At 42.8% G+C, this 23614-nt stretch carries 28 protein-coding genes and 3 tRNA genes; 17 read left to right on the top strand and 14 right to left on the bottom strand.

What is annotated here, in order from left to right; genetic code table 11:
• Nucleotides 1-11: 11 nt before the first annotated feature.
• The 7 genes from MuYL_RS23830 to MuYL_RS05810 are packed head-to-tail and all read left to right on the top strand — an operon-like array spanning nt 12 to nt 6579.
• Nucleotides 12-239 carry a cytochrome b/b6 domain-containing protein gene (locus MuYL_RS23830; protein WP_394338983.1) on the top strand — a complete coding sequence of 76 codons (228 nt, stop codon included), beginning with the start codon at nt 12-14 and terminating at the stop codon, nt 237-239.
• Nucleotides 240-252: 13 nt separating this feature from the next.
• Complete coding sequence (locus MuYL_RS05785) at nt 253-762, top strand: cytochrome b/b6 domain-containing protein (RefSeq protein ID WP_394338996.1); 510 nt, start codon at nt 253-255, stop codon at nt 760-762.
• Nucleotides 749-1258: a hydrogenase maturation protease gene (locus tag MuYL_RS05790; protein ID WP_094572864.1), complete on the top strand. Its 510-nt coding sequence runs from the start codon at nt 749-751 to the stop codon at nt 1256-1258. Before MuYL_RS05785 ends, MuYL_RS05790 begins: the two co-directional genes overlap by 14 nt.
• A 1-nt stretch (nt 1259) precedes the next feature.
• Entirely contained in the window at nt 1260-3614 is a 2355-nt protein-coding gene (hypF, locus tag MuYL_RS05795; protein ID WP_094569631.1) for a carbamoyltransferase HypF, read from the top strand.
• Nucleotides 3615-3625: 11 nt separating this feature from the next.
• Nucleotides 3626-4729: a hydrogenase formation protein HypD gene (gene hypD / locus MuYL_RS05800; protein ID WP_094569632.1), complete on the top strand. Its 1104-nt coding sequence runs from the start codon at nt 3626-3628 to the stop codon at nt 4727-4729.
• A gap of 31 nt (nt 4730-4760) precedes the next feature.
• Nucleotides 4761-5798, top strand: a complete 1038-nt coding sequence (gene hypE, locus MuYL_RS05805; RefSeq protein ID WP_094572865.1) for a hydrogenase expression/formation protein HypE — start codon at nt 4761-4763, stop codon at nt 5796-5798.
• Between the two features lie 40 nt (nt 5799-5838).
• Nucleotides 5839-6579, top strand: coding sequence for a HoxN/HupN/NixA family nickel/cobalt transporter (locus tag MuYL_RS05810; protein WP_094569633.1), 741 nt, complete (start codon nt 5839-5841; stop codon nt 6577-6579).
• Nucleotides 6580-6902: 323 nt separating this feature from the next.
• On the opposite strand, the gene MuYL_RS05815 is transcribed toward MuYL_RS05810, so the two are convergent.
• Nucleotides 6903-6975 (bottom strand) — tRNA-Lys (locus MuYL_RS05815).
• Nucleotides 6976-7088: 113 nt separating this feature from the next.
• Nucleotides 7089-8027, bottom strand: a complete 939-nt coding sequence (locus MuYL_RS05820) for a WD40/YVTN/BNR-like repeat-containing protein (RefSeq protein ID WP_094569634.1) — start codon at nt 8025-8027, stop codon at nt 7089-7091.
• A gap of 204 nt (nt 8028-8231) precedes the next feature.
• Between MuYL_RS05820 and MuYL_RS05825 the strand changes: the two genes are divergently transcribed.
• Nucleotides 8232-8315 (top strand) — tRNA-Leu (locus tag MuYL_RS05825).
• A 90-nt stretch (nt 8316-8405) separates the two neighbouring features.
• Nucleotides 8406-8489, top strand: a tRNA-Leu gene (locus MuYL_RS05830).
• A 51-nt stretch (nt 8490-8540) separates the two neighbouring features.
• Here the strand turns inward: MuYL_RS05830 and MuYL_RS05835 are convergent.
• The 3 genes from MuYL_RS05835 to MuYL_RS05845 are packed head-to-tail and all read right to left on the bottom strand — an operon-like array spanning nt 8541 to nt 9607.
• Nucleotides 8541-8855 carry a hypothetical protein gene (locus MuYL_RS05835; RefSeq protein WP_094569635.1) on the bottom strand — a complete coding sequence of 105 codons (315 nt, stop codon included), beginning with the start codon at nt 8853-8855 and terminating at the stop codon, nt 8541-8543.
• A gap of 2 nt (nt 8856-8857) precedes the next feature.
• Nucleotides 8858-9331: a lysozyme gene (locus MuYL_RS05840; RefSeq protein ID WP_094569636.1), complete on the bottom strand. Its 474-nt coding sequence runs from the start codon at nt 9329-9331 to the stop codon at nt 8858-8860.
• A 54-nt stretch (nt 9332-9385) separates the two neighbouring features.
• Nucleotides 9386-9607: a hypothetical protein gene (locus MuYL_RS05845; protein WP_094569637.1), complete on the bottom strand. Its 222-nt coding sequence runs from the start codon at nt 9605-9607 to the stop codon at nt 9386-9388.
• A 67-nt stretch (nt 9608-9674) separates the two neighbouring features.
• On the opposite strand from MuYL_RS05845, the gene MuYL_RS05850 reads away from it, so the two are divergent.
• Both MuYL_RS05850 and MuYL_RS05855 read left to right on the top strand, forming a co-directional pair.
• Nucleotides 9675-10772: an acyltransferase family protein gene (locus MuYL_RS05850; RefSeq protein ID WP_094569638.1), complete on the top strand. Its 1098-nt coding sequence runs from the start codon at nt 9675-9677 to the stop codon at nt 10770-10772.
• Between the two features lie 89 nt (nt 10773-10861).
• Nucleotides 10862-11602: an FkbM family methyltransferase gene (locus MuYL_RS05855; RefSeq protein ID WP_157740633.1), complete on the top strand. Its 741-nt coding sequence runs from the start codon at nt 10862-10864 to the stop codon at nt 11600-11602.
• Between the two features lie 2 nt (nt 11603-11604).
• Here the strand turns inward: MuYL_RS05855 and MuYL_RS05860 are convergent, their stop codons facing one another.
• The 8 genes from MuYL_RS05860 to MuYL_RS05895 form a co-directional block, all read right to left on the bottom strand.
• Complete coding sequence (locus MuYL_RS05860) at nt 11605-13347, bottom strand: G8 domain-containing protein (protein ID WP_094569640.1); 1743 nt, start codon at nt 13345-13347, stop codon at nt 11605-11607.
• 2 nt (nt 13348-13349) lie between these two features.
• Nucleotides 13350-13784, bottom strand: a complete 435-nt coding sequence (locus tag MuYL_RS05865) for a hypothetical protein (RefSeq protein ID WP_094569641.1) — start codon at nt 13782-13784, stop codon at nt 13350-13352.
• Nucleotides 13781-15136: a hypothetical protein gene (locus MuYL_RS05870; RefSeq protein ID WP_094569642.1), complete on the bottom strand. Its 1356-nt coding sequence runs from the start codon at nt 15134-15136 to the stop codon at nt 13781-13783. The genes MuYL_RS05865 and MuYL_RS05870 overlap by 4 nt, the downstream gene beginning before the upstream one ends.
• A gap of 98 nt (nt 15137-15234) precedes the next feature.
• Nucleotides 15235-15852 (bottom strand): DUF6712 family protein, encoded by a 618-nt coding sequence (locus MuYL_RS05875; RefSeq protein ID WP_094569643.1) that lies wholly within the window; start codon nt 15850-15852, stop codon nt 15235-15237.
• Between the two features lie 85 nt (nt 15853-15937).
• Complete coding sequence (locus MuYL_RS05880; RefSeq protein ID WP_094569644.1) at nt 15938-16474, bottom strand: hypothetical protein; 537 nt, start codon at nt 16472-16474, stop codon at nt 15938-15940.
• A gap of 49 nt (nt 16475-16523) precedes the next feature.
• Nucleotides 16524-16928, bottom strand: coding sequence for a hypothetical protein (locus MuYL_RS05885; protein ID WP_094569645.1), 405 nt, complete (start codon nt 16926-16928; stop codon nt 16524-16526).
• A gap of 229 nt (nt 16929-17157) precedes the next feature.
• Nucleotides 17158-17850, bottom strand: coding sequence for a hypothetical protein (locus MuYL_RS05890; RefSeq protein WP_094569646.1), 693 nt, complete (start codon nt 17848-17850; stop codon nt 17158-17160).
• A gap of 147 nt (nt 17851-17997) precedes the next feature.
• Nucleotides 17998-19218 carry a PBSX family phage terminase large subunit gene (locus MuYL_RS05895; RefSeq protein ID WP_094569647.1) on the bottom strand — a complete coding sequence of 407 codons (1221 nt, stop codon included), beginning with the start codon at nt 19216-19218 and terminating at the stop codon, nt 17998-18000.
• A gap of 49 nt (nt 19219-19267) precedes the next feature.
• Between MuYL_RS05895 and MuYL_RS05900 the strand changes: the two genes are divergently transcribed.
• The gene (locus tag MuYL_RS05900; RefSeq protein ID WP_094569648.1) at nt 19268-19822 is read left to right on the top strand and encodes a hypothetical protein; all 555 of its coding nucleotides are present in this window, start codon (nt 19268-19270) and stop codon (nt 19820-19822) included.
• Between the two features lie 65 nt (nt 19823-19887).
• On the top strand, nt 19888-20343 hold the full coding sequence (locus MuYL_RS05905; RefSeq protein ID WP_157740635.1) for a hypothetical protein: 456 nt from the start codon (nt 19888-19890) through the stop codon (nt 20341-20343).
• On the opposite strand, the gene MuYL_RS05910 is transcribed toward MuYL_RS05905, so the two are convergent.
• On the bottom strand, nt 20338-20808 hold the full coding sequence (locus MuYL_RS05910) for a terminase small subunit (RefSeq protein ID WP_157740637.1): 471 nt from the start codon (nt 20806-20808) through the stop codon (nt 20338-20340). The genes MuYL_RS05905 and MuYL_RS05910 overlap by 6 nt on opposite strands.
• 268 nt (nt 20809-21076) lie before the next feature.
• On the opposite strand from MuYL_RS05910, the gene MuYL_RS05915 reads away from it, so the two are divergent.
• From MuYL_RS05915 to MuYL_RS05930, 4 genes are all read left to right on the top strand, one after another.
• Nucleotides 21077-21670 (top strand): hypothetical protein, encoded by a 594-nt coding sequence (locus MuYL_RS05915; protein WP_094569651.1) that lies wholly within the window; start codon nt 21077-21079, stop codon nt 21668-21670.
• A 286-nt stretch (nt 21671-21956) separates the two neighbouring features.
• A complete protein-coding gene (locus tag MuYL_RS05920) occupies nt 21957-22253 on the top strand; it encodes an RNA recognition motif domain-containing protein (RefSeq protein WP_094572866.1) in 297 nt (98 codons plus the stop codon).
• Nucleotides 22254-22523: 270 nt separating this feature from the next.
• Nucleotides 22524-23219 (top strand): CPBP family intramembrane glutamic endopeptidase, encoded by a 696-nt coding sequence (locus tag MuYL_RS05925; protein ID WP_094569652.1) that lies wholly within the window; start codon nt 22524-22526, stop codon nt 23217-23219.
• Between the two features lie 45 nt (nt 23220-23264).
• A complete protein-coding gene (locus MuYL_RS05930; RefSeq protein ID WP_094569653.1) occupies nt 23265-23597 on the top strand; it encodes a hypothetical protein in 333 nt (110 codons plus the stop codon).
• Nucleotides 23598-23614 lie beyond the last annotated feature (17 nt).

The raw sequence follows: 23614 nt of genomic DNA on the forward strand, positions 1-23614 counted from the left end.
AAAACGATATTATGGCAAATAAATATTTACATATCCCCCGCCTGAGGAGGGTTTATGTGTGGGAACTGCCAGTAAGGTTCTATCACTGGTTGAATGCGCTGGTAATCATTGTTTTAATCATAACGGGGTTTTATATATCTAACCCGCTTGGTTTATTAAGTCACAACGATGCTTCGCACCAATATATAATGGGCTGGTTCAGGTCTGCATTTTGCGGCAGCCTACATTTTCTTTTTTAACTTTTTATTCCGCCTGTACTGGGGTTTTGTGGGCAACAAATTTGCCAACTGGAAGCAATTTATCCCTACCTCGAGAAGGTTTTTTAAGGAAATGTGGACAGTATTTAAAATCGATATCCTGATGCTCAAAAAAGGTGGCAAAGAGCAGGATCATTTAAGTATCGGCCATAACGCTATGGCGGGGTTTATTTATTTTTTAACCTTCATTGCCTTTTTGGTGCAGTGTTTAACGGGCTTTGGCTTATATGCAGGTATGTCATCATGGTGGCTCCCTAAATTATTTGCATGGGTTCCGGCCATGTTTGGCGGCGATATCCTTACCCGGCAGATCCATCATTGGTCTATGTGGTTTTTTATCCTTTTTGCTGTGATCCATGTTTATCTTGTTTTCTATCATGATTATGTAGAAGGACGTGGTGAAACAAGCAGTATTGTGGGCGGTTTTAAGTTTATTGAGGAAGAAATGTTTGAAAAGAATGCGCCTGCTACGCCAAATCCTGAAAAGAGAAATGAAAAGGAATAAGGGCACATTGATATTGGGAGTAGGTAATTACCTGATGGGTGATGAGGGAATCGGGGTGCATACTGCCAACATGCTTGAAAAGGAACAATTACCCGATGATGTTGATGTGCTGGATGGTGGCACCGGCGGGTTTTACCTGTTGGAGTATTTCGAAATTTACAAACATGTTATTTTGGTTGATGCCACGCTGGATGGCAATACTCCTGGCACTATCCGCTTAATAAAACCCAGGTTTGCCGCTGATTTTCCACCGGCGATGAGTACGCATGATATTGGCTTAAAGGATCTGGTAAGCGCATTGCAGGTATTGGATAAAATGCCCGAAATTGATCTGTTCGTGGTAAGCATTGATTCAATACAGCAACAGGGCATTACGCTTACTTCAAAAATTGCAGGCATAGTGCCTGACATAATTAATGAGATCAAATGCCTGCTTAAGCGAAATGATGTGCTATTGACAAAGCCTCCAGTCCACAACCTGATAGATACACCTTAGTATGGAAACCTTTCATATCCATGTCAACGGAATAGTGCAGGGAGTTGGTTTCAGGCCAATGATTTATCATTTGGCAAAAAAACTGAACCTTAAAGGATATGTTAAAAACGATAGTAATGGTGTTAATATTTTTTTCAATGCCTCAGCAAGCGAAGCAATTGGATTTTTAAAGAGAATAAAACTGGCGGCTCCGGCAAAATCGAAGATCATTGCAGCCGAGCTTTTTAGAGTACCAGACCAAATTTATTTTGATTTTACAATTCGGGTTGAAGACAATAAGGCCAGTGGAAAACAGGTACTATTGTCACCGGATACGGCTACTTGCCCTAATTGCCTGGCCGAACTGAACGACGCAAAAAACCGAAGGTATCGTTATCCATTTATTACCTGTACCGAGTGCGGCCCGCGTTATTCCATCATGAATAGCCTGCCCTATGAAAGGCATAATACCGCCATGCAGGCTTTTACCATGTGCAAAAGCTGCCGCGATGAATATAAAGATATTAATAGCCGCAGGTTTTTTTCGCAAACAAATTCGTGTACCGATTGCGGCATGAAGCTTATGCTTTACAATGATGCCACCACAATAATTTCAACCGATACCGAAACGATTTTATCCCGCATAAAAAATAACCTGCAGCAGGGTGAAATTATTGCTGTAAAGGGTATAGGCGGATATTTGCTGTTTTGCGATGCCAATAACGCCCAAGCCATTCGCACCCTTCGCGCTCGAAAATACAGGGCCACAAAACCTTTTGCTATTTTATATCCGGGCATTAAAAGTGTTCAGCGTAGTTTTGAATTAAATGATCAGGAAAAGGAATTGTTGAAAAGCCCGGCCGCGCCAATTGTTTTATTAGTACCTAAACCTTGGGCATTGAATGAACTCGCTGTAAAAGAGATTGCACCGGGTTTGCAACAACTTGGGGTGATGGTCCCCAATAATCCGCTTTTGGAGCTGATAGGTAATGATTTCGGCAAGCCGTTGATCGCCACCAGCGCAAATATTTCTGGTTCGCCAATTGTTTATGATGATGACGACGCCCTAAACTACTTATTTGATATCGCTGATTTCGTTGTAAGCAACAACCGTGAGGTAATTATTCCGCAGGATGACAGCGTGGTGCAGGTTTCAAAATATACACATCAGCAACTAATTTTCCGGCGATCGAGGGGATATGCTCCTTCATTTTTGGATTATCGGCCTAAAACAAACCAGTGTATCCTGTCAACGGGCGCCTTTTTAAAAAGCAGTTTTACACTGTCCGTAAACGGAAATGTATTTGTAAGTCAGTTTTTGGGCAGTGCCGAAAGCTTTGAGTCGCAGCAAATGTACAGGCAGACACTTAAATACTGGCTTGATATGTATGAGGCTAAGCCGAAAATTATTGTTACTGATATGCACCCGGGCTATTTTTCGCACAAATACGCGTTTGAATTTGCTGAAAAATTTGACGCAAAAGTAAAACTGATACAGCATCACGAGGCGCATTTCGCCGCGGTATTAGCCGAAAATAAACTCATTAAAAAAGAGGAGCCCGTTTTAGGAATAATTTGGGACGGTACAGGTTTAGGCACAGACCGGAATATATGGGGCGGCGAGTTTTTTAAATACGAAAATAACCAAATGGATCGGGTTAATCATTTTAATTATTTCCCAACCATTGCCGGTGATAAAACGGCGCTTGAGCCACGCATCGCGGCTTTATGCATATTAGCTGAATCGGAGCATCAACCGTCAGGACTGAAAGAAAAATTTACCATTGCTGAATTTAATAATTACCACGCCTTAATCAAGAACGCTAACCTTTTTACGTCATCTGCAGGCAGGATCTTCGATGCTGTAGCCTCCCTGTTGGGGCTTTGCGATAAGCAAAGCTATGAAGGCGAGGCTGCCATGTACCTGCAAAGAGCTGCTGCCTTATACGTTGATGAAAATGCCTTCAATATGGACGGGTCCTATATCAAAGAATGGGAAGCAGATGGCCCGGTACCCACCGCGATAATGATCCGTAATATACTGGCGGATGTTGCCAGTGGGAAGTCCACTTATTATATAGCTGCCAAATTCCATTATTCCATGGTTTGTTTGATAGGCGGCATTGCCGAAAGGCTCAGCATAAATCATATTTGCTTTAGCGGCGGTGTATTCCAGAATGCCCTGCTGGTTGATTGGATCAAAACTAAGTATGCTAACAAGTACCAGTTGTATTTTCATATCAACTTGTCGCCCGGCGATGAAAATATTTCTTTTGGCCAATTAGTATATCACGAAAGCGGTATGAAAAGTAAACCAGCTTCGCAGAATACGTTAAGCAGGGTGAAAATAAATAATGAAGTTATTAACAATTTGTAAGACTTAGCGCTATGAAATATTTATCAGAATTCCGCTCACCCGAAATTGTGGCGGCCCTGTTGAAAGAGATCAGAGGGACCGTAAAAGGAAACTGGAATATTATGGAAGTTTGTGGCGGGCAAACCCACTCGCTGGTTAAAAATGGCATTTTGAATATGCTGCCCTCCAATATCCAAATGTTACACGGTCCCGGCTGCCCGGTTTGCGTTACACCAGTAAACCTGATTGATAAGGCAGTTTACCTGGCGGTGCAGCATGAGGTTATCCTCTGTTCCTATGGCGATATGATCCGTGTTCCCGGAAGCGGAATGAGCCTGCTGGAAGCGAAATCAAAAGGCGCGGATGTACGAATTTTATATTCGCCGCTCGAAGCAGTCAACATTGCTAAAGAAAACCCTGGCAGGGAAGTGGTTTTTTTTGCAGTTGGGTTTGAAACTACCGCGCCGGCCAACGCGCTCTCGGTTATCCAGGCCTTTCAATCAGGCGTTAAAAATTATGCTATCCTAACTTCGCATGTGCTGGTACCACCGGCAATAGAAGCGGTAATGAGCGATCAGGAATGTGAGGTTGATGCATTTTTAGGTGCCGGTCATGTATGTGCCATCATGGGCATGAGCGAATATTATCCGATAGTTGAAAAATATAAGATCCCCATCGTCATCACCGGCTTTGAGCCGGTTGATTTATTGAAAGGTATCTTAGCTGCCGTAAAACAACTTGAAAAAGGCGAATACAAACTGGAGAACCAATACACCCGCGTTGTAGAGGCCGCAGGTAATGCCAGCGCAAAGGACGCCATTGGCCGGGTATTTGAAGTTACTAATCGCGAATGGCGCGGCATTGGCGAAATAGCCGCTAGTGGCTATGGCGTTAACGATGCCTACAGCGCTTATGATGCCATTAAAAAGTTTACGTTTGATATGGAAGAATCGCACGAAGACCCAACCTGTAGGTCAGGCGATATCATGAAAGGAAAGATCAAGCCTAATCAATGCCCTAACTTTGGCACCAGGTGTACACCTGTACAACCTTTAGGCGCGCCAATGGTGAGCAGTGAGGGGGCTTGTGCGGCTTACTATTATTTTAACATGGTAACCGTTGAGGATGTCATTTAATAGTTTTAATTCTTATCCATTATTTGCCAATATGAAACTCTCTTGTCCCTTACCTAAACTTGATTTTGATACCATTAACCTTGGGCATGGCAGCGGGGGCACCTTAACCAGCCAGTTGCTGGATGCTGGCGTATTCAAATTGCTTGAAAACGATTTGCTTAACAAAAAACACGACGGTGCCATTTTTAACCTCAGCGGGAAGGTAGCTTTAAGCACTGATACCTATGTGGTGTCTCCCATATTTTTCGAGGGCGGCAATATTGGCGACCTTTCCATTAACGGCACAGTAAACGACCTGGCCATGTGTGGTGCTTCTGCAAAGTACCTTACACTTGGTTTTGTGCTGGAGGAGGGCCTTAAAATGACCGAGTTTTGGGAGGTTTTGCTCAGCATAAAAGCAGCCTGTGATGTAGCCGGGGTAAATATTGTTACCGGCGATACCAAAGTTGTTGAAAGGGGCAAAGGCGACAAGATTTTTATTAATACCACCGGCATCGGTATAATGCACCCGAAAGCAAATATTGATGCTGAAAATATCAAAACGGGCGATAAAGTGATTTTAAGCGGCCCGTTGGCCAGGCACGGTATCACCATCATGAGCCACCGGCAGGGCTTGCAGTTTGAAAGTACCATTAGCAGCGATACCCGGCCATTGAATAAAATAGTCCTGTCCTTGTTAGATGAATTTGGTGAAAAGATCCACTTTTTGCGCGACCCGACGAGGGGTGGCCTGGCAACTGTTTTGAACGAAATTGCTACAGATGCCCGATTCGGTATCGATATCATCCAGAAAAATGTGAGCGTTGAAGAAGAAGTCATCGGTGCCTGCGAAATGCTGGGCCTTGACCCGTTGTACGTTGCCAACGAGGGCTTATTTGTTACCGTGGTTGATCCCACGGTTGCCGATGCGGTGTTAAGCAGGTTGAAAGAATGGGAGTATGGCAAAATGGCAAGTATTGTGGGTGAAATAACAACCGATCATCCCCGCCAGGTGATCATGAAAAGTTTAATCGGCGGCCGAAGGGTAGTAAATATGCTGCCGGGCGAACAATTGCCAAGGATCTGCTGATAAATTAAATTCATAACCAAATTAAACTAACCAGCTAAATATGTTCACCTTTCCGCTTTTGCTTACCATTTACGCCGGGTTCACCCATGCTTTTGAAGCCGACCATTTATTGGCGGTAACCAATATTGTATCGCGACGTGACCACATCTGGCTATCGGTGAAGGATGGTATTTTTTGGGGATTGGGCCATTCTTCCACCATCTTATTGATTGGAGTACTGATGATATTGTTTAAAGTTGGTATTTCCGAACATAGCTTTCACTATTTCGAAGCAGGCGTAGGGTTAATGCTGATCGCCCTCGCCGTTTACAGGCTGCAAAAATTCTTTCGCTGCAAAAAGCTTGTCATTCATACACATGGGCATACACACAGCCACCCGCACCGCACCGCAGATGAGGGACACAAACACTTGCACGTGCATTTTGCACCCAAACAGAACTTCAATCATACCCAATTGCAAGTACACACCCACGATCATTCGCACAAACTGGCCTTCGGTGTAGGCTTGGTACATGGCTTGGCCGGCAGTGGCGCTTTGGTTGTTCTGGTGATGGCACAAATCAAAAATCCCTTTGACGGGTTGAGTTATCTTTTGATATTCAGCGCCGGTTGTATTGGCGGGATGCTGGTTGCTGCGGGACTGTTTAGTGTGCCATTCTCAAAAAAACTGATCCAGGCGCCTGTTTTGCAAACCTTGCTTATTATTGCCACATCTGTGCTTTGTATTATTTATGGCGGCAAGGTTATGTATGACAATTTACTGCTACTTTTAATTTCTTAAAATCCCATAATCAGATATGTGGGCCAGAAAATATCGTTCGCCATCCATGGTGCTGGTTCAAATATCCGCCCAATAAAAGCCAATTAATATGGCGAAATAGTCCACGGCTAAATAGATGGAATGCGCAGCCAAACGTCTTTCGGGTGGGAAGAATCAGAGATAAGCCGCCGGCGTGGGGCTGTTTCCTGATTCTACGACCCTCGCGCAAACGCGGACTAACAGCAAATTCTTTCCCAATAAGTATTCTGCTTGAGCCCCTTTTTATCCTTATGAAGGAAATATGTAGAAACAAAAAAAAGGGAGTAACCTTAGTTACTCCCTTGTGATCCCGCTGGGATTCGAACCCAGGACCCCAACATTAAAAGTGTTATGCTCTACCAGCTGAGCTACGGAATCAAACTTTAAGCCCTTAGTTTTAAAGTGGTGCAAATATAGGAGTATTAGGCTATGTGTGCAAGTGTTATTTTAATTTATTTTTTAATAATTTTAAGCGCTTCATTGCCAGCTTGCTACATTTTTAAAACACCTATTTTGCCACTGTTTCCCGCCAGAATAACTAATTTCCCACGCTTCGCCTTGCGGCAAACATTGAAACTGGTATCATCAATTTTTGACCATGTTTTACCGCCATCGGTTGTAATATTGCTGCCTGGTGTGCCTGTAGAAAGGAAAGTATCTTCCATAATAAACTCTACACATGATTGAAAACCAGCGGGTTGTTTGGCTGGTGGTGTTAATAATTTAAGAGGCTTGGATAAGTACCTAACCGCAATTGAGTCTGTTTTTTTATCATTGGCATAGTCTCCACCAATTAAAATACCGCTTTTTCTGCCCTGTGCAACAGAAAATGATCCCTGGCTGGGCTTGCCATGTGTAATCGGAAAGTTTATGTAATTCCACCCTTTTTTATCCGACCAGGATAACAACCGCGAATTGGTTCCGCCAGAGGCTATTAAGATCTTTCCGTCGATAACCCGCAGGCAGGTGCCGCTGGCCGCAAAGGCAGCTTCCCCTTTAAGGGCAGTTGGCTGACTTTTAAATGGGTTCCAGGTTTCGCCGCTATCGTTTGTTTCCAGCAGCAGGAATTTGTTACCGATCGGATCGCCCAGGATTAAACCGTGCTTTGGCTTATCAAAATCCATGGCATCTAAAAAGTAGGTGGTGTCTGTATTTTTATATTTTACCTTCCAGTTTGCTCCGCCATCGGTTGTTTTTAAAACCAGGGCAGGTGTTCCCGAACTCATGATCACGGCGCTTTTATCTGAAAAGGCTTCTATATCCCTAAAGTCGGCTTTTTCAAAACCTTTCACCTGTTGCCACGCCCAGTTCTTGCCGCCATCCCGGGTGATGGCAATATAGCCGCGGCTGCCGCTCACCCACGCAACACTGTCATCAACAACAGAAAGCCCCCCTGATGCTGGTTGGTTTGCCCTGTTGCAGCTGTTCAATTTTTTGCGCTTTTACAAGGAGGGTAAAAAGCATAAGAAGCAATAAAAAGACATATGGCAACAGGCGTGTAATTTTCATTTTTAGCGGGATAAGAATTGAATAGTTCACCCGAAATTAATTTTTACATCGTTAAGTTACAACCAATTATTGTTTTTTATATTTATTAGATGGTTTTTGCTTTAAACAATTATATTTGCAGCCCTGCCCGGATGGCGAAATTGGTAAACGTTGCGGTCTCAGAAGCCGTTGAGAATTGTCTCTTGAGAGTTCGAGTCTCTCTTCGGGCACATCCATTAAGTCGAACGTCTTAAGTCGGGAGTTTAAGGTCAGATTTACACGGCTGAGAGCGATCGATTTAAGACTTTGTACTTGTAAAAGCCCAGGTGGCGAAATTGGTAGACGCACCATCTTGAGGGGGTGGCATTCGTAAGGATGTGGCGGTTCGAATCCGCTCCTGGGCACACCCTAAAAATTGATAATTTATTTACGCTGCCGGTTCATTAGCCGGGCTATTATTTTTCAATGGCGCTCAGCATAGCCGGATCGGTTGTTTTTGCCCTCTCCGGAGCCCCGTGGCTTGCTTTGCCGGCCAATTGGATATCATTGATTTCTTTTTGAAGTAATGCGGTTTGGTCTTCGAGTATTTTTATTCGGATGTTATTAATCCTGACTTCGGTCTCGCCCGATGATTTAATGGATTGGATCTCTGATTTTAGGCCGAAATAGGTGGTTACCACTGATGTAACAATACTGGCGGTGCTTAATACGGTTAATACAATATTCTTAACGGTAATGCCTTTTATTTGCCGTTGTTCTAAAGCTGTCATATTTATGTTTTTGTAGTTGATAGGAATAATTGACTTTCTTTTTTTCTACGTGTTACCAGCGCATCGCTTACTATTTTTTTTTTGCTTTTGGGGTCTGTGATCTTATTCCAGATTAAAAACTGCGCGGCCGCGCCTGCGTAATCTGTTTCGTTGAGCTTAGTCAGCAATGTAGAGGCTTTTAAGGCGCCGGTGCCTGTATTATAGGCAAATGATACCAGTGCATCAAATTGATTCTGAGTTAAAGGCACCGTTACAAATTTGTTAACGGCATTTTGGTAGTCGCCCAATGTTTTTCTGAAAAGGGTGTCGGCAACTGATTCATTGGCCAGTTTATCACCGGGTTTTACCCGCTTGGCATCATTGTAGCGGGTAGAACCATAGCCAATGGTCCACACACCGGCGGTATCCCTGTAAGCGTTAAGCCGCATCCCTTCAAAGCTTTTAATAAGCTTTAATCCTTGTTCACTTAGTTGCATGTAGTTTTTTAGTTGTTAAATAAAGATGTTAAGAACTGTAGGAAAAGGAATATGCTAGTGCAGGGAGGTGAAGGTTTTTGCCGGAGTAAAGAAGTTTTTACCCAGATAAGATAAGCCTGCAGCCAGGGCAACGCCGCCAATGCTTTTATAGTTAAAAGTAAATGAACCAGCCTGTGCTGTGGCTTCAATGGCGGCAATTACTGCGCTGCCTGCGGCCACTAAAAGGCCTTTTACAGCGTCTTTGAAATTGAGAGAGAATAGGGGAGATGTTTGCATGATTTTATTGGATTTAGTGAATTTTATTTTTTAGAAATGCGAGTTTAAAGCGCTTAATTTGTTTTAAATGAGAAAATTGGAATACATTACGGTTTTAAGAGCAATTGCAATACTTGCTGTTTTAACTGTACACGTAAACCTACTTACCCCGAGAGGACAAAGTCTTGGCCCAACTTTTGAATTGTTGATCAGTAATGGTGCCCGTGGGGTACAGCTGTTTTATCTGTTAAGTGCTTTTACCCTGTTCCTGTCGTTCAATAATAGAAGCGCTACCGAGAAAAAGCCAATTAGAAACTATTTTATAAGACGTTTTTTCAGGATAGCACCATTGTATTATGTTGCGATATTATATTACCTGTGGCAGGATGGAACGGGACCGCGGTACTGGTTGGGCGATGCCAAAGGGATTTCGACAGCCAATATTGCAAGCAATTTTTTGTTCGTCCACGGATTTAGCCCGTACTGGATCAATAGTGTGGTGCCGGGTGGTTGGTCTGTTGCTGTTGAAGTTCTATTTTATAGCTTATTGCCTTTTCTTTTCACCAGGATAAAAAACATTCAGCAGGCGTGTATTTTCACAATAATTGCGCTGGTTTTGCGGATAGTGATGGTGCGTTTTTTATTTCACTACCCGCTTATTGCCGACAAAGACTTGTGGAGCAATTATTTGTTTTTGTTTCTTCCTAATCAGCTGCCAATATTCGGTTTAGGGATTATCTTGTATTTCATTATTTATGATAACCAAAAAATAAAATTCTCATTTAAGTTCTTGTTTGTCATAGCTGTATGCACAATTACAGCACTGGCAGTTAAACCGGATCTGTTTGTTTTCGAGGCTTTTTACTTCGGTGCCGGGTTTTTATTGCTTGCCTATGCCTTGCACAGGTATCATCCTGTAGTGTTGTTTAACAGGTTTTTTTTGTACGTTGGTAAAGTAAGTTACACGCTTTATTTAACTCATTTTGCTGTTGTATTCCTTTTAACCAGGTTTAATTTGGCCAATTTTATACGAATTGATAATCCAGCAACGGCACCTTTAAATTACATGCTGAACTATATAATAGTTTTAAGTTTAAGTGTTGCAGTGTCAACTGTTTTGTATTATACCGTTGAAGAGCCTATGCAACGGGTTGGTAAGCGATTGCTGAGAATAGTAAACAATTAAGATTAAAAATTATACTTTTGATTATGTTAGAACAGGATATTACTACACATTAGTAAATGTTCTTTAAATATGTTATACGTAAAAAATCGATGAGCATACTTAAGCGGATAATTCCAAATAATATCAAGCAAGAAGGGAAATATTTACTATACTCTATTCTAAAAATACCCTATAATAGAGTTGGTTTACCAATTGATATAGCGCAATGGTTGGGTGTAAATAGCCCCATTACTTTTATTGACATCGGGGCATCTAAAGGTGAGTTTTCAACTGCGCTATGCAAATTCTATGATGTAAAGAAAGGGGTTTTAATTGAACCAATCATTCATAACATTGATAAATTAAAAGAAAAGTTCAACGATACCAGTAAATTTGACATCATTAACGTGGCGGTATCTGACAAAACAGGGCAATCAGAATTTTTTTTATCTGAAGATTTTGATGTACTAAGCTCTTTGTTTAAAATAAAGGATGATCACCTAAGTCCATTTGCAATTTCGGCGCCCATTAAAATAATTGTCAATACTGAAACACTTGATAATATTGCAAAAAATAGCATGTTAGATATCGTGGATTTGATAAAAATTGACGTACAAGGTGCGGAGCATTTAGTATTAAACTCTGGGTTGAATATATTGAAGTCGACGAAAATGGTATATACGGAGTTTTCTTACAAGCCAATGTATGATAGCTCATCAACATTCTTTGATGTTTTTAATATATTAGCCGACAACAATTTCAGGATGGTTAATATTTCGACAGCTTATAAATTAAAAAATGGAGAAATAGTTCAAGGAGATGCGCTTTTCATCAATAATGTTTTTTTGTAAAATCAAGGGTTGGTTATGCTATAACCATTTGTATCTAATGTTGCAGGCGAATTAAGGTTATAGGTATTTAGGACACTGACGTCGCCTAATAGCTTTTTCGATCCGCCATTTGATAACGTTAAATTAGAATAAATGCCCGCAGTGATATTTTGATTACCATTTAAACTATATTGAAATAAACAACTGGTTGTGTCTGTGCTGCCACTATCCAATATTCCTGTCAACATAGGGGCTTGTAGGTTTTGATAATCAAAAAATTTTGTATTCAGGAATTTCGATAAAATGTTATCACCATTTAATACCCCTAATATCCCAAAACCTTGATTCTGGTTTGTAATAGTTATAGGCCCACTAATTAATATGTCAGCTCCAATTCTCAGACCCGTACCACCGCCTACCTCTAATGTCTGGCTTCTCGTTGTAAATTTAAAAGTAGTTCCTCCTACGGCAATAAGACTAAAATTGCGAATATCCCAAGTTGCGCCATTCTGAAATTCTATCAATGTACCAGGAACCGTAAATCGAGCACTTCCAGCATTACCAACAAGTTGACCTTTGAATAGTATCAAACCAGTTGAGCTTGTTTCCTTTTTGATAATGCCACTTATATTTGCTGTAGATGTGACAGTTATAGCGTAGTTTCCTAAATCTAAAGAATCGCCATTTAGATTGAGTATTTCTCCTATAATAGTATCTCCAGATAAACTTTTTGTTCCTGTACCTTGTATCTCCAATCTGTGATAATTTGTATGAGGCAAAGTATAATCTCCATTGAATATATAGCCCAAATTGGATGTCCCTCCGTAATTATAATTATATACTCCAGCAGTAGCCATTGGTTCGATATTTGTTGCTTGATAAAACCCCCCACTAACGTTAAACGTGCTTGTTGGATCCTCTCCATTTATACTGCCATAACAAACGAAAGGTGATGGATCCGGGTATATAGTAAATGTTTTACCCGATTTAATTATCATAGTATTATAGTTGTAGTAAGGCGTTCCGCCACCAATATGGCAATAGTTATTACCAGTCCAATATAAAATACCAGTTCCAAATAGTATTTTATTGTGCCTAAGGTCGCTTTCTATATTACCTCTAATTTCAATCGTCGCATTTACTGTGTTATCAAAAGATGCGAATTTAGCGTCTGAGCCGTTTAAACTAATGTTACCATTAAAAATCAGTGTATTTGATATATATTTATTAAAAAAATTGACTGATCCTTCTAGCTGAAATGGGCCGGAAACTGTTAAACTGTAATTTACATTTTTATATCCAGCTCCACTTACTGTCAATCCGACGTATGGCAAGTCCAGTATATCTTGGTCATTTAAACCGCTGTATTCGATAATCGTTGAAATCCCAGGATTAATAAAGTTATATTTATTAATATAATTAGAAAAGCCATATAGTTTTAGTGTTGCTTGCGTTGTACCCCCCATATCTACGACACCTGGAGCGTAGATGTTTCCCATTACACTTAAAGCAGAGTTAACTGAGTAGCTAAATATTAAATACCCATATACATAGATGTTTTTTACACTGTATGTATTGGTATCGATCGTTACTTTGTGATTAAAATTAATATATACATCATCCCCAGCCTGTGGATAATTATGTTTTTTTTTGCCGTTGCTGATCCAAATGCTGGGATCATTAAAATTGCCATCGGCTACAGAATACCATACGTTAAACTTCCTTAACATTGATAAATTAGGTGGCGAAGTTGAAACTGCTATCATTATTAAAAACTCCTTAACTTTACCATTACATAAATATCGGCAGTTAATGCGGCTTTGTTTCTAACGTATATAGAAATACCTCCTTCAAGTGTTAAAACGCGATTTCCAGCCAAATCGAGATCAAAAAAGGTTGGCATTAATGAAGCCAGTGAAGCTAGTGCTGCACTGCCGTTGTTTCCTGAATTTGCCGGTACCGAAATTTGCGCCCGATTATAATAATCGGTAGCATTGGAGCTTGTAGGACAAATTATTATGTCAAAATTCCTGGCATTGCTTCCATCCAGGTTTCTGAATAAAACATCCAGCACTATACTGGCATTTGTAGCACCGCTAACTATTAATGTGTCGGTATTTGCTGCCAGGCCGGAAGCCAGTTTTACAGCCGGATATGTTCCGGTTAATGTTGCAAAAGATGTGGTATTTGAACTGCTATTCATAATATGGATTGAAAAAAATTATAAGAGAAGTTTGATGTGCTGCTACCACTACCGCCTCCCGCAGGTGGATCTATCCACGCGGCATCGAAGTTTGTGCCGGAGTTTTTGGCTAACACTTGTCCGGTTGCTCCTCCCGGTGGAAGAGCTTTGGTTATTAAAGCAGTAACCTGTGCCTGCAGTTTTCCCAATGCGCCTAAAATAGTATCAGCGGCGGTAATGGCTGTTGCGCTGCTAAAGCCAATACCGGTTAAAACTGCCGATAAAGCTCTCGCCGCAGTATAATAAAGATTGATGGTGCCTTCCGGCACCGCATCGGTACTGCCGGGTGAGGCCACCAACTGAATATAAGTTGATCCGCTCCAACGGTACTCGGCATTATTATCCAATGTTACATAGATCTTGCCGGTTTCTCCTGTAGATGGCAGCGTAGCGTAATTGGTAAATTCTAAAACATCGTCAACATAGCCTGGTAGTTGTGCTGCGGCCACTTTGCCGGAGCCGTCGAGGCCTGCGTAGCCGTTTGGCTGGTTTTTAATTGCTGCGTTCTCCGGGGTGTAGCCTAAGTTGTTTTGTTTGGCTGATAAAGCGGTTGACAGGTTAGCATTGTCTGCGGGGTTGCCGGAAAGGTTTGCGAATGAGTTATCCTGCCAATCAGTATTGAAGTCGGTGCCATCAACCTTTACCAATATCTGCCCGGCTGTACCACCATTTGTTAAACCTGCACCTAACAGCGATACACCCTCGCCCCAAATTCCGGCAGTCTTAGGGCCAAACAGGGTATAGTTGGATGTGTTAATATAAAAGTTCCCGTTAATCCCAATGGTACTATTGGACGGGTTGATTGATCCGAAAAGTATGGTATTGCCGTCAGATCCCGGCGTTCCGTTTGTTCCTGGAATTCCCTGTGGGCCCTGTGGCCCTGTCGCCATCGAGAATACCTGCGACCAGGTACCAGTTGATTTTTTATAAAAGACGCCGGTTAAAGTATTGATGTAGCTATCGAGGTTTTTACCTGTTCCGGAACCCGGTAAGCCAGGGCCGTAAAGCAAAGCACCATCAGCAGCACTAGCGGCTGGCAATGTGTAAACAACGGTCCAGCTGCCGGAAACCTTCTGCGCAAATGAGCCGGCTGCGGTATTTACAAATACGTCGCCATTACTGCCATTAGTATTTTGAGGGATAACTGTACCGAAGGAAACTTTGGCGCCAGTGGTCAGGTTCGCCTGCAAAAATTGTAGCAGCAGCGTGAAGTTGTACTGGTAGTCGATATCCCCGTTAACCAGTACCGAAGCGTCGGAGGCATTTACGGACGTGGCAATAGGTAATTCGGTTATTTTTTTATCTGTTGGCATAAGTATTAATTTTTAACGCGATTACAGGATTTAGGTAGCATTTACAGGATTATCTAGTCATAATTATTCTGTAAATCTCTTAAATCCCTAAACCGTGTCTAGTTCATGAAATTGTAAAGCGGCACAATGCCATCGGTAGTTTCAACGCCGTAGGCTTTGCAAAAGTCAGTTCTATCAACGCTTCTTATTCGCGGACCTGCCTGCCTGGCGCTTTTATTTTTGCCGTCATAGCGCCAAAGCGGGAAGTCATCACGGTGGTCCCAAAGAAATTTTTCAATCTCATTGGCATGGGCATTGGCTACGCTGCGTTGCTGTTGCACCAGCTTTACAATGTCTTTTGGTGCCACGGCATCGCCGTTGTCATGATGTTTTATTACCGGGCCCGTTGGGGTATAGTGTATGGCATCGGCCTCAATAAAGCGGGCAAAGGTGAAGTAAACCAGGGTAGGCGCCATACCTTCGTACAAAACAATGTGTCCGTATTTATCCAGGTATTCGCTGCCATTAAGCAAGTCTTTGTAAGCCTGTGGGGCATCATCTTTCAGGGAGCCGTCATCGTTAAAATGCTGAATAAAATCGTAATACAACGCATGGCCTAAAAATGGTTTCAGGTCAAGGTCCTGCGCTTTTTTGATGAAAACGTTTAAGCGTTCCGGTTTTATGTTTACAGAGATATCCTCGTATCGCTGGAATGTTGTTTGGTTGATTAGTTGCATTTGGTTGATTAAGTTAGTTTAGGTTAATTGAGTTGGATAAGTTGAGTGATAAGTTAGCGTGCGCGTTGTCAGTAGTTTAACCTAATCAACCATTCAACTCAACCCCCGCCATCGCCTGGGCCTCCGCCTGTTTAAAGCCATAGGCATAAACCAGGACGGCTGTTTTATTTTCGGGCGGGAGATTTGACAGCAGCAATTGGTTGATGCTGTTGCCTGCCTTTATGCCGGCGGTATCGTCGGCAACATTAGCGGGCACGGGTAATATTTTCCAGTTATTTTTTGGGTTGATGTTGGTATAAAAGTGACTGAAGATCTCTTCAAAAGCTTCGGATAACTCCAGCCTGTCAGGCGCAGTGTTATCGTTAAACTCGCAGATGGCCTGTTTCTTTTCGCCGCCATTGCTCAAGCCTGATGATTTCTCGGCGTTGATCAGTTCTTTTGGAATTGAGAAGCCTTTGATGATCCTGGCCTCAACTGATTTTTCGGTGGCTTCAAAAAGCTTGTCGTTATTTTGGATCGAATATGGCTTAAACTCCGGTTTGGAACTCTCATCCTCATATTCAATAACAATGATCTTTTGCGCGCTTTTTGCTCCCTGAAATGAACCAAGATCTTTTTCCAATTGCGAGGGTGTATTGCTGTAAGCCAGGTCATCACTATTGGGGCCGTTGTTATCTGCCTCCTCTCTCCGGGCTAAACTTATTATACACAGGCAGGCATTTGGCTTTATCGCCGGCTTTTATGCGGAAGTAACGGCCCTGGCCTTCGCGGTATTTCGATGCTTTAACTATGAATTCGTTAGCAAGTGCCAGGGCCTGATTCACATAAGTCTCGTTGGCTGATGTGTATTCGTCAAAATCTGTTTTGAACAGAAACTCCAAATAAATGGAGAAGGTATTATTAACCGAGCCATTCACCTGCGGCGATATATCAATGGGCTGCAAAGGGTACATAAATACGCAAGGGAAGGCGGCATCATCTGCCAGCTGGTTAAGCTCGTTGGCAGTGCCATAAATAAAAGTTGGTGAACCCGTGAGTGTTTGTACCACGGCTTCAATTTGGTTACGGATGGGCATTTTGGGGTAGAGATTAGTTGATTAGAGATCAGTTTTGTTAGTCCGAAAGACGAAGCAGCTTGTATCAGATTCCTCGTAAATTTTATCAGTTATTGCGCCTGCAAGAGTTCCGAATACTTTTTCTGATACTCCGCTTCCGTTTTATTCAATAGCAGCTTGGTTAGCACGCGTTCATAGGGCATGTTTAAAATTAACGCCCATTTGGTAATGTCGCCGCCGGCAAGGGAGTTTACAGTGTTGATGTATTTAAACTTTTGGAACGTTTGGATACCAGCGCGGCGCTCAAGTGCTGTAACAGCCGACGAAAGGAGCCGGTTTTCATCCTCGATGAGCCGGGATAATAGGTAAAAAAATGTTTGGCTATGGGCAGCGCCTCCGTTACCCTCAGTTGTTTTATTTCGCTGGTAAATTCTTCGGCCTCATATTCGTTATAAGGTTTGCCGGTGGCTTTGCAGTAAAAGTAGTGGGCAAGCACCTGGCAGCAAGCATTCAACGACGGTTTGAAGGTTTGCTGCCAGCCTTCATCGCCATAGCGGGCAACATGTACACTTATTTCATCGCTGATAATTTCACGGGCCGCCATGAATGCGCCAACGGGCTCAACGGCCAGGTTGCCCGTTATATTAACCGTTTTGCCTGTGGTGAAGGTTACCCGTTTGGGGATGGCGTCGCTGTTATACAAATGTTCTATCTGGTGCGATAAGGATAACATCCCCCCGCCCAACAGGGCAAAATCAGCCGGGCTTTGTACGTTTTGTAATTCTTTTACCGGAATGGCCGAGAGGATGCTGATGGCTTCCAGGTCGTTTAGGTCGGGGCTTTGCTGCAGGGCTATCAGTTGCCCCAGCGTAATTTCATCCAGCTTATCGGGGATTTGCACCTTTAGCTTGCCGGTGGTGGTTTTTAGTGTTTTTTGTATCATGGATGTTTTAATGGTGGATTTCAGATGTTCGATTTCGGATTTGAGATATAGGGTTTAAGTTCAGATTTAAGATAATTTGTCACGCTGAGCGAGACCTAAACGCGGGATAGGTATAATGCCGACTTTATGTTCAGGATGACAAAGGCGTTAAACCAGTAAGTTCATACCCGTTATAACTCCCCCTTTGGCGGGCACTGGGGCCAGCCAGCTGTTTCTTTTTACGCGGCCCGGCGATCGTAATTTATTGAGCGCAACGTAACGTAAAGGATCAATCAAATGGTTCCAGGAGTCCACCGGTTCATTCAGGGTACGGCCAGTGCGGTCGGTTCGCCATTTGTAGCGGCCAAGCTCATTACGCAGGTTTACGCTTTGGCGGGTGACATTTATAGGGTACCGCTTTAAGATATCAATGGAGTTGTTTACACTGTCGGCCCCTTTTTTTGCCCCGGTAATTTTCCAGCCCAGGCGGCGCAGCTCTTCAATTGATTTTGGCTCGGCACTGTCAGCTATAATATCAACATGCCTGCTTATACCCGCGGCGTTTAAACGGGCCGAAATGTCGGTATTGGTGAGGCCGGTTTCGTATATAACTTCATCCACCCAAAGCTGGCCATTTTGCTTATAAACCATTAAAAAGCCGGTTTCATCATTTGTAAAGCCAAAATCCAACCCGGCGGCTACCAGCTTTGCTTCGGCGGGAATCTCTTCACAAATAAACCAGTTATTAAAAATCAGCCCCGTTATTTTGCCGGTGAGCCCGCGGGCATACACCCGCCATTGTTCAGGGTCCTGTTGTTGCAGGGCTTCAATTTTTTCTTTTGTTTGGGAGGATAAAAAAGGGTTGTGGCGGTGGTCGGAGATAATGAGCTGTATGCCCGGGTTGCCTATCAGCCTGTCATGCACCCAAAACGCGCTGTTGGGGTTATAGTCAATAAAGATCTTTAGCCGGGTACGCAGGGCAAGCTCGGTGTAAACATCAAATGAAATGCCATTGGCTTCGTTTACAAAAAGGTAATCCCTTTTGCCTGATTTCGCATCCTGCGCATTTTCGTAACTCTTGAATTCTACAATTGTTCCGTTATAAAACTCAAAGATCCTGTCGGTGCGGTTATAACTTTTCACCATCAGCTGCAACTCGGGCCAGCCGTAAAATATATTCAGCGCATCTCGCAGTGCGCCTGATTTAAGGTTCGGGATATCCTGCCCAACCACGGTAATTACCAGGCCTTCGGTTTGGCAAGCCAGGCTGAACAAAACCTGCAGGATGGCTACGGTTTTGCCCGAGCTGGTTCCGCCCTGGTTTACGGCTACGTGTTTATCCGTATAATAATTTTTACTGAACAGTACTGAAGCTTTTTGAGGGATCATTTTTAATATCAGATTATTTATATTTGTTAAGCGTTTATAAACCCTGCCTATGCAACGTATTTACTTTTTATTGTTTACCGCCCTTACCTGCCTGCTTTACGCCTGCAGTAAAAGCGACAGCACACATTCAAATGCACAGCAAGCGCTGTTAGTGGGTAAATGGACCCTGCAAACAGAGGGTTATACCGTACTTGTTGACGGGACTATAAAAACAGATACCGCTATGCAGGCATCAAACAAAACCTTGAGCTATGCCCAGTTTGATGCTGATAATACCTTTTCATCCATAAGTTATTATAACTCGGGCGGGATAGGCAGCACCTCGCCAAATGTTGTTATAGCAGCTGATACCGTACGCGGTACGTTTAGTTTTGCCGGGCCTGAATTTAAACTTTCGGCGGCCAGCCTGGGTGGTTTTGATGTTGGCACCGCAATTTTCAGTACCGGGTCTGTGGCCGTTATTCATTTGGTATCGCAATCTGCGCAAATAACGCAGTTAACTAAAACGGCACTAACACTGCATTTGGAATACGCCACCACACAAACCGTAAATGCGGCTACCAAAAACTATAAAGTGGCTATAGACTATTATTACGCGCGTTAAATTGGTTACCTGCGTTGTAAATGTGGCAAAACTATTGCTACATTTAACTTACCAATTATATGTTTATGAAACACAAATACCTGTTGCTTATTTTGCCTGCATTGTTGCTGTGTTTATATGCATGTAAAAAAGCTGCCCAGTCTAAAGCTATAACGCTTACCGGCCGCTGGTTTATCACCAAACACGATCTTAAATTACTAAAAGGTGGCGTGCAGGTGGGCCAAACCATAAGAACCGACTATACCAGCGACGATTTTGACCAGTTTTTTGATGATGGCACAGGCTACCAGTCGGCGCGGGGTAACAATAATTCGCCCAGCTTAAACACCTTTCATTATACATTTAAAGACAGCACCTTAACTATTTATATTAATGCCAGCCCGGCCGTTGTTGAAAAGGTTACCAAACTAACCGCTACCGAGTTTGCCGTACATTACGAAACAGAGATAGCTGACCCGAACAACCCAGGCCAGCCGGCCACCGAGGTTGACGATTATGAATTTATAAGGCAGGCGTTATAATACCACTTCCTTTTCACTTTCGGCAGGTTCGGGGCCTGATTCCAGCACTTCTACTTTGATAGTTTTAGGCCCCTGTGCACCGGACTTACCTTCGCCGCGGTCACTCCAGCCCATAGCTTTCAGTGCAAATATGGCGCCCGTTGCCGATTGTGCGTGCAGCTTTTTTTCGTACGATGCCTCTACGCGCAGGCGTCCCCATTTTAGCGCTTCGGGATATTCACCTGTGTCGGTATAATCATCCAGCGCGTTTATGCTGCTAAATCCCAAAAATAGCGCCAGGCCGGCAAAGGTGGCCGGTTCGGGGTCGCGGTCCCAAACCTTTATGGAAGGGGAGTGCAGCTCTTTATGTTCCTTTTCTTTTCCGGGTTTACACTCCAGGTGATACTCGCCTTCAATAAAATTAAAATAAGCGTCGACTTTGGACAGCAATGCTGCCTCGTCAGTAAAATAAGGTTGAAATAACATATTTATGATTAAAATGCCTATCGGCATAATACAGATATAAAGGTAGGTAATTTAAATTTAAAATGCAAATATTTTTAGCAATTTATTGGTGATATTTTCAATTTTTCTTTTAAGGAAAACCCGGATGCCGGGGTTAACAAATAATATTTTGCCGGTGCGGATATTTTATCGTTAAAAAATGTTAAAAAGTTAATTAATTTGGTATACCGGCAACCATTTATGTTTTATATTCGTTAATTATTTAGTAGATTTAATTAATAATTTAAATATGCGCCAAAGGAGTTTCACTCACTTTATTTTTTCTGTCACCATTGTGCTTTTGGCCATGCTTTCGTCATGCCAGAAGGATAGTGACGTAAAAGATAACAGCGCACTAAAAGCAAGTATAGCAGCGGATAGCATAGCTACCTCGTCGCCCGGTAATTTTTTGGCCGCGGCCGGCACATTAACCTTAAAGATCCAGGATTCCACCTACGTATTTGATGCATCGAAAGACTCAATTGCCTTTATTAACGTGCGCGATGAGATCGATGACAGCAAACGTTACTTTGGCATTACCGCCATTAATAAAGATCATAACATGAGTTTTGGCATCAGCTCGTCAGGCCTGGTACATGATAATAAAAATGGCGACATAGCCGGCAGCCAATTTTTGCTGAGTCCGGGGTATAAGGAGCCTGGCTTTCAGTACTCACTAAGTAAATATGCAGGGCAAAAGGATTTTGGAAATATTCATGTTGATAAATATAACCAGGATAGTGTGCTTGCCAAAGGTACTTTTCACGCCTTTTTAGCGGCAGGCGATAAAGCAAGCGCTCCCGTTTACAAAGTTGAAGGCAGCTTTGATCTGAAGCTGAAGTAAGTTGGGTAGTCGGTAAAGTAGGGTAGTCATCAGCGTGTGAAAGGTGGTGCGTAGAACTGACCGGTATTTTATCATATCATATTCCCTTTTGATTTATTTTTTTACCCTTACCTGCTGCAACTGCTTTTTTACCTGCGGCCTTACCGTGTTTCATGCACGGCTCACTTTTGAGGCTTCTATTAGCATCATCCCAACGTAATAAAACCTCCGGGCTTTAACCTTTCGGCAAATGCGTACCCGAAATGCGGCGTTTTATGCGTACATTTGTTCAAATTTAAAAACATTGATGAAAGTATTTATTGCAGGCTTGCCACTTGAGGTGGATGAGGCCGAATTAACTGCTGTATTTGGTGATTTTGGGCCGGTTAGATCGCTCAGGATTATTAAAGACCGCGAAACAAAAGAGAGTAAAGGTTTTGGTTTTGTAGAAATGGCTAATGATGACGAGGCGAAGGAAGCGATTAGGTGCATGAATGGAGCGAGTTATTATGGCCGCCGTATCACGGTTAACGTTGCCGAGGACAAAGGTCCTGGTTTTACCGGCGGTGGCGGTGGTAATAAAGGTGGTTTTAGGCGCAATTAATTGCCCATAACAATATTCTTTTTTATTGGAAAAGGCTCCCCGATGGATCGGAGAGCTTTTTTTTTGCGCTGCATGGACTCACCCCGGCATTGCTTCGCCCGCTGACCCTCTGTTTGCTTCGCAGAAAGAGGGAGAACTGGATTTCTTCCTTAATGATATTATCCGCTGGCCCCCCGGAGATAGAATGATTTTTGTGGTTTAAGGGTACATCTTTTCTGCAAAATTTATGCATACATTTAGCCTAAACAATCCAAACCTCCACCATTATAAATGGAAACCATCAGCCTTAAACGCAGTAACACAATTTTAATAATCGGCGTACTCATTGCGTTTTTGTACTATCCATCGGTTGGTTTTGTAACCTTTAAAGGGGCCGGCTACACTGTAAATACGCTTTTTATCTCCAGGTTATTTATCTGGCTGGAAGTTGCACTGCTTTATTTTTATGCCCGGCTGGTCGAAAAGGAAAACTTTTTGCTTTGGCCGGATACTAAGCAAGCTTTCTGGTTCTACCCGGCTTCGTTTGGCGCGCTTTACCTGTTAACGATTGGTGCAGGCATTATTTCAAAAATACCCATGTTATTTGGGCTGCATGACAACCGGCAAATAATGCTCTACATGCTGTCGGTGGTTAATAAAAGCTGGCCGCTGCTTATTTTTAGTGCCGTAACCGCCGGGTTTACCGAAGAAATGATCTTTAGGGGGTATCTGCTGCCGAGGCTCGAATTGCTTTTCAAAAACAAGTACATGCCGGTAATTATCTCGTCGTTAATGTTTGGGCTTATTCATTTCAGGTATCAAAGTTATATCGAGGTAATATTTGCCACTTTGTTCGGTGTGGTGTTTGCTATCCATTACCAATGGTACCGTAATATCAGGGTTTTAATATTCACCCATGCCTGTGTAGATCTGGTTTCTTTTCTGGTCTTTCGGCTTGCCATGCATTATCACCTGCCAATAAAATAACCCCCAACTGAAACAATTCCGGGTTTATGTGCTTAAATTTGTACTATGAAACCCGGAGATAAGGTAATTTGTATAAACGATAAGATAGATCCTGATAAAAGTGCGGAGATCCGCCAGGATTTTGAGATCTGGATAACGCGGGATAAAGAATATACTATCCGCGAGATTCTTGACAACGGTGGCATAGTTACCGGCGTACTGCTGGACGAGGTGCATAACTTCCCCAAGTTTTTTAAGCTGATTAACCGTTACCAGGAGCCTGCCTTTGCTATATGGCGTTTCCGTAAGCTGCAATATGCCAGCAGCCCTGCCGAAGCTGAAAGTGAAGTGGAAGAGCTGGTTAAACAGGCAGAAGAGCTTATTAAAATTGAACGATAAACAATTAGAAACATCCC

Source organism: Mucilaginibacter xinganensis, assembly GCF_002257585.1.
GTDB lineage: Bacteria > Bacteroidota > Bacteroidia > Sphingobacteriales > Sphingobacteriaceae > Mucilaginibacter > Mucilaginibacter xinganensis.

Excerpts from the sequence above, each read along its gene's own strand:
- MuYL_RS23830 (WP_394338983.1), top strand. The coding sequence starts at position 12 with ATGGCAAATAAATATTTACATATCCCCCGCCTGAGGAGGGTTTATGTG.
- MuYL_RS05790 (WP_094572864.1), top strand. The coding sequence starts at position 749 with ATGAAAAGGAATAAGGGCACATTGATATTGGGAGTAGGTAATTACCTG.
- hypF (WP_094569631.1), top strand. The coding sequence starts at position 1,260 with ATGGAAACCTTTCATATCCATGTCAACGGAATAGTGCAGGGAGTTGGT.
- hypD (WP_094569632.1), top strand. The coding sequence starts at position 3,626 with ATGAAATATTTATCAGAATTCCGCTCACCCGAAATTGTGGCGGCCCTG.
- hypE (WP_094572865.1), top strand. The coding sequence starts at position 4,761 with ATGAAACTCTCTTGTCCCTTACCTAAACTTGATTTTGATACCATTAAC.
- MuYL_RS05810 (WP_094569633.1), top strand. The coding sequence starts at position 5,839 with ATGTTCACCTTTCCGCTTTTGCTTACCATTTACGCCGGGTTCACCCAT.
- MuYL_RS05835 (WP_094569635.1), bottom strand. The coding sequence starts at position 8,855 with ATGACAGCTTTAGAACAACGGCAAATAAAAGGCATTACCGTTAAGAAT.
- MuYL_RS05840 (WP_094569636.1), bottom strand. The coding sequence starts at position 9,331 with ATGCAACTAAGTGAACAAGGATTAAAGCTTATTAAAAGCTTTGAAGGG.
- MuYL_RS05845 (WP_094569637.1), bottom strand. The coding sequence starts at position 9,607 with ATGCAAACATCTCCCCTATTCTCTCTCAATTTCAAAGACGCTGTAAAA.
- MuYL_RS05850 (WP_094569638.1), top strand. The coding sequence starts at position 9,675 with ATGAGAAAATTGGAATACATTACGGTTTTAAGAGCAATTGCAATACTT.
- MuYL_RS05855 (WP_157740633.1), top strand. The coding sequence starts at position 10,862 with ATGAGCATACTTAAGCGGATAATTCCAAATAATATCAAGCAAGAAGGG.
- MuYL_RS05860 (WP_094569640.1), bottom strand. The coding sequence starts at position 13,347 with ATGATAGCAGTTTCAACTTCGCCACCTAATTTATCAATGTTAAGGAAG.
- MuYL_RS05865 (WP_094569641.1), bottom strand. The coding sequence starts at position 13,784 with ATGAATAGCAGTTCAAATACCACATCTTTTGCAACATTAACCGGAACA.
- MuYL_RS05870 (WP_094569642.1), bottom strand. The coding sequence starts at position 15,136 with ATGCCAACAGATAAAAAAATAACCGAATTACCTATTGCCACGTCCGTA.
- MuYL_RS05875 (WP_094569643.1), bottom strand. The coding sequence starts at position 15,852 with ATGCAACTAATCAACCAAACAACATTCCAGCGATACGAGGATATCTCT.
- MuYL_RS05885 (WP_094569645.1), bottom strand. The coding sequence starts at position 16,928 with ATGCCCATCCGTAACCAAATTGAAGCCGTGGTACAAACACTCACGGGT.
- MuYL_RS05890 (WP_094569646.1), bottom strand. The coding sequence starts at position 17,850 with ATGATACAAAAAACACTAAAAACCACCACCGGCAAGCTAAAGGTGCAA.
- MuYL_RS05895 (WP_094569647.1), bottom strand. The coding sequence starts at position 19,218 with ATGATCCCTCAAAAAGCTTCAGTACTGTTCAGTAAAAATTATTATACG.
- MuYL_RS05900 (WP_094569648.1), top strand. The coding sequence starts at position 19,268 with ATGCAACGTATTTACTTTTTATTGTTTACCGCCCTTACCTGCCTGCTT.
- MuYL_RS05905 (WP_157740635.1), top strand. The coding sequence starts at position 19,888 with ATGAAACACAAATACCTGTTGCTTATTTTGCCTGCATTGTTGCTGTGT.
- MuYL_RS05910 (WP_157740637.1), bottom strand. The coding sequence starts at position 20,808 with ATGTTATTTCAACCTTATTTTACTGACGAGGCAGCATTGCTGTCCAAA.
- MuYL_RS05915 (WP_094569651.1), top strand. The coding sequence starts at position 21,077 with ATGCGCCAAAGGAGTTTCACTCACTTTATTTTTTCTGTCACCATTGTG.
- MuYL_RS05920 (WP_094572866.1), top strand. The coding sequence starts at position 21,957 with ATGAAAGTATTTATTGCAGGCTTGCCACTTGAGGTGGATGAGGCCGAA.
- MuYL_RS05925 (WP_094569652.1), top strand. The coding sequence starts at position 22,524 with ATGGAAACCATCAGCCTTAAACGCAGTAACACAATTTTAATAATCGGC.
- MuYL_RS05930 (WP_094569653.1), top strand. The coding sequence starts at position 23,265 with ATGAAACCCGGAGATAAGGTAATTTGTATAAACGATAAGATAGATCCT.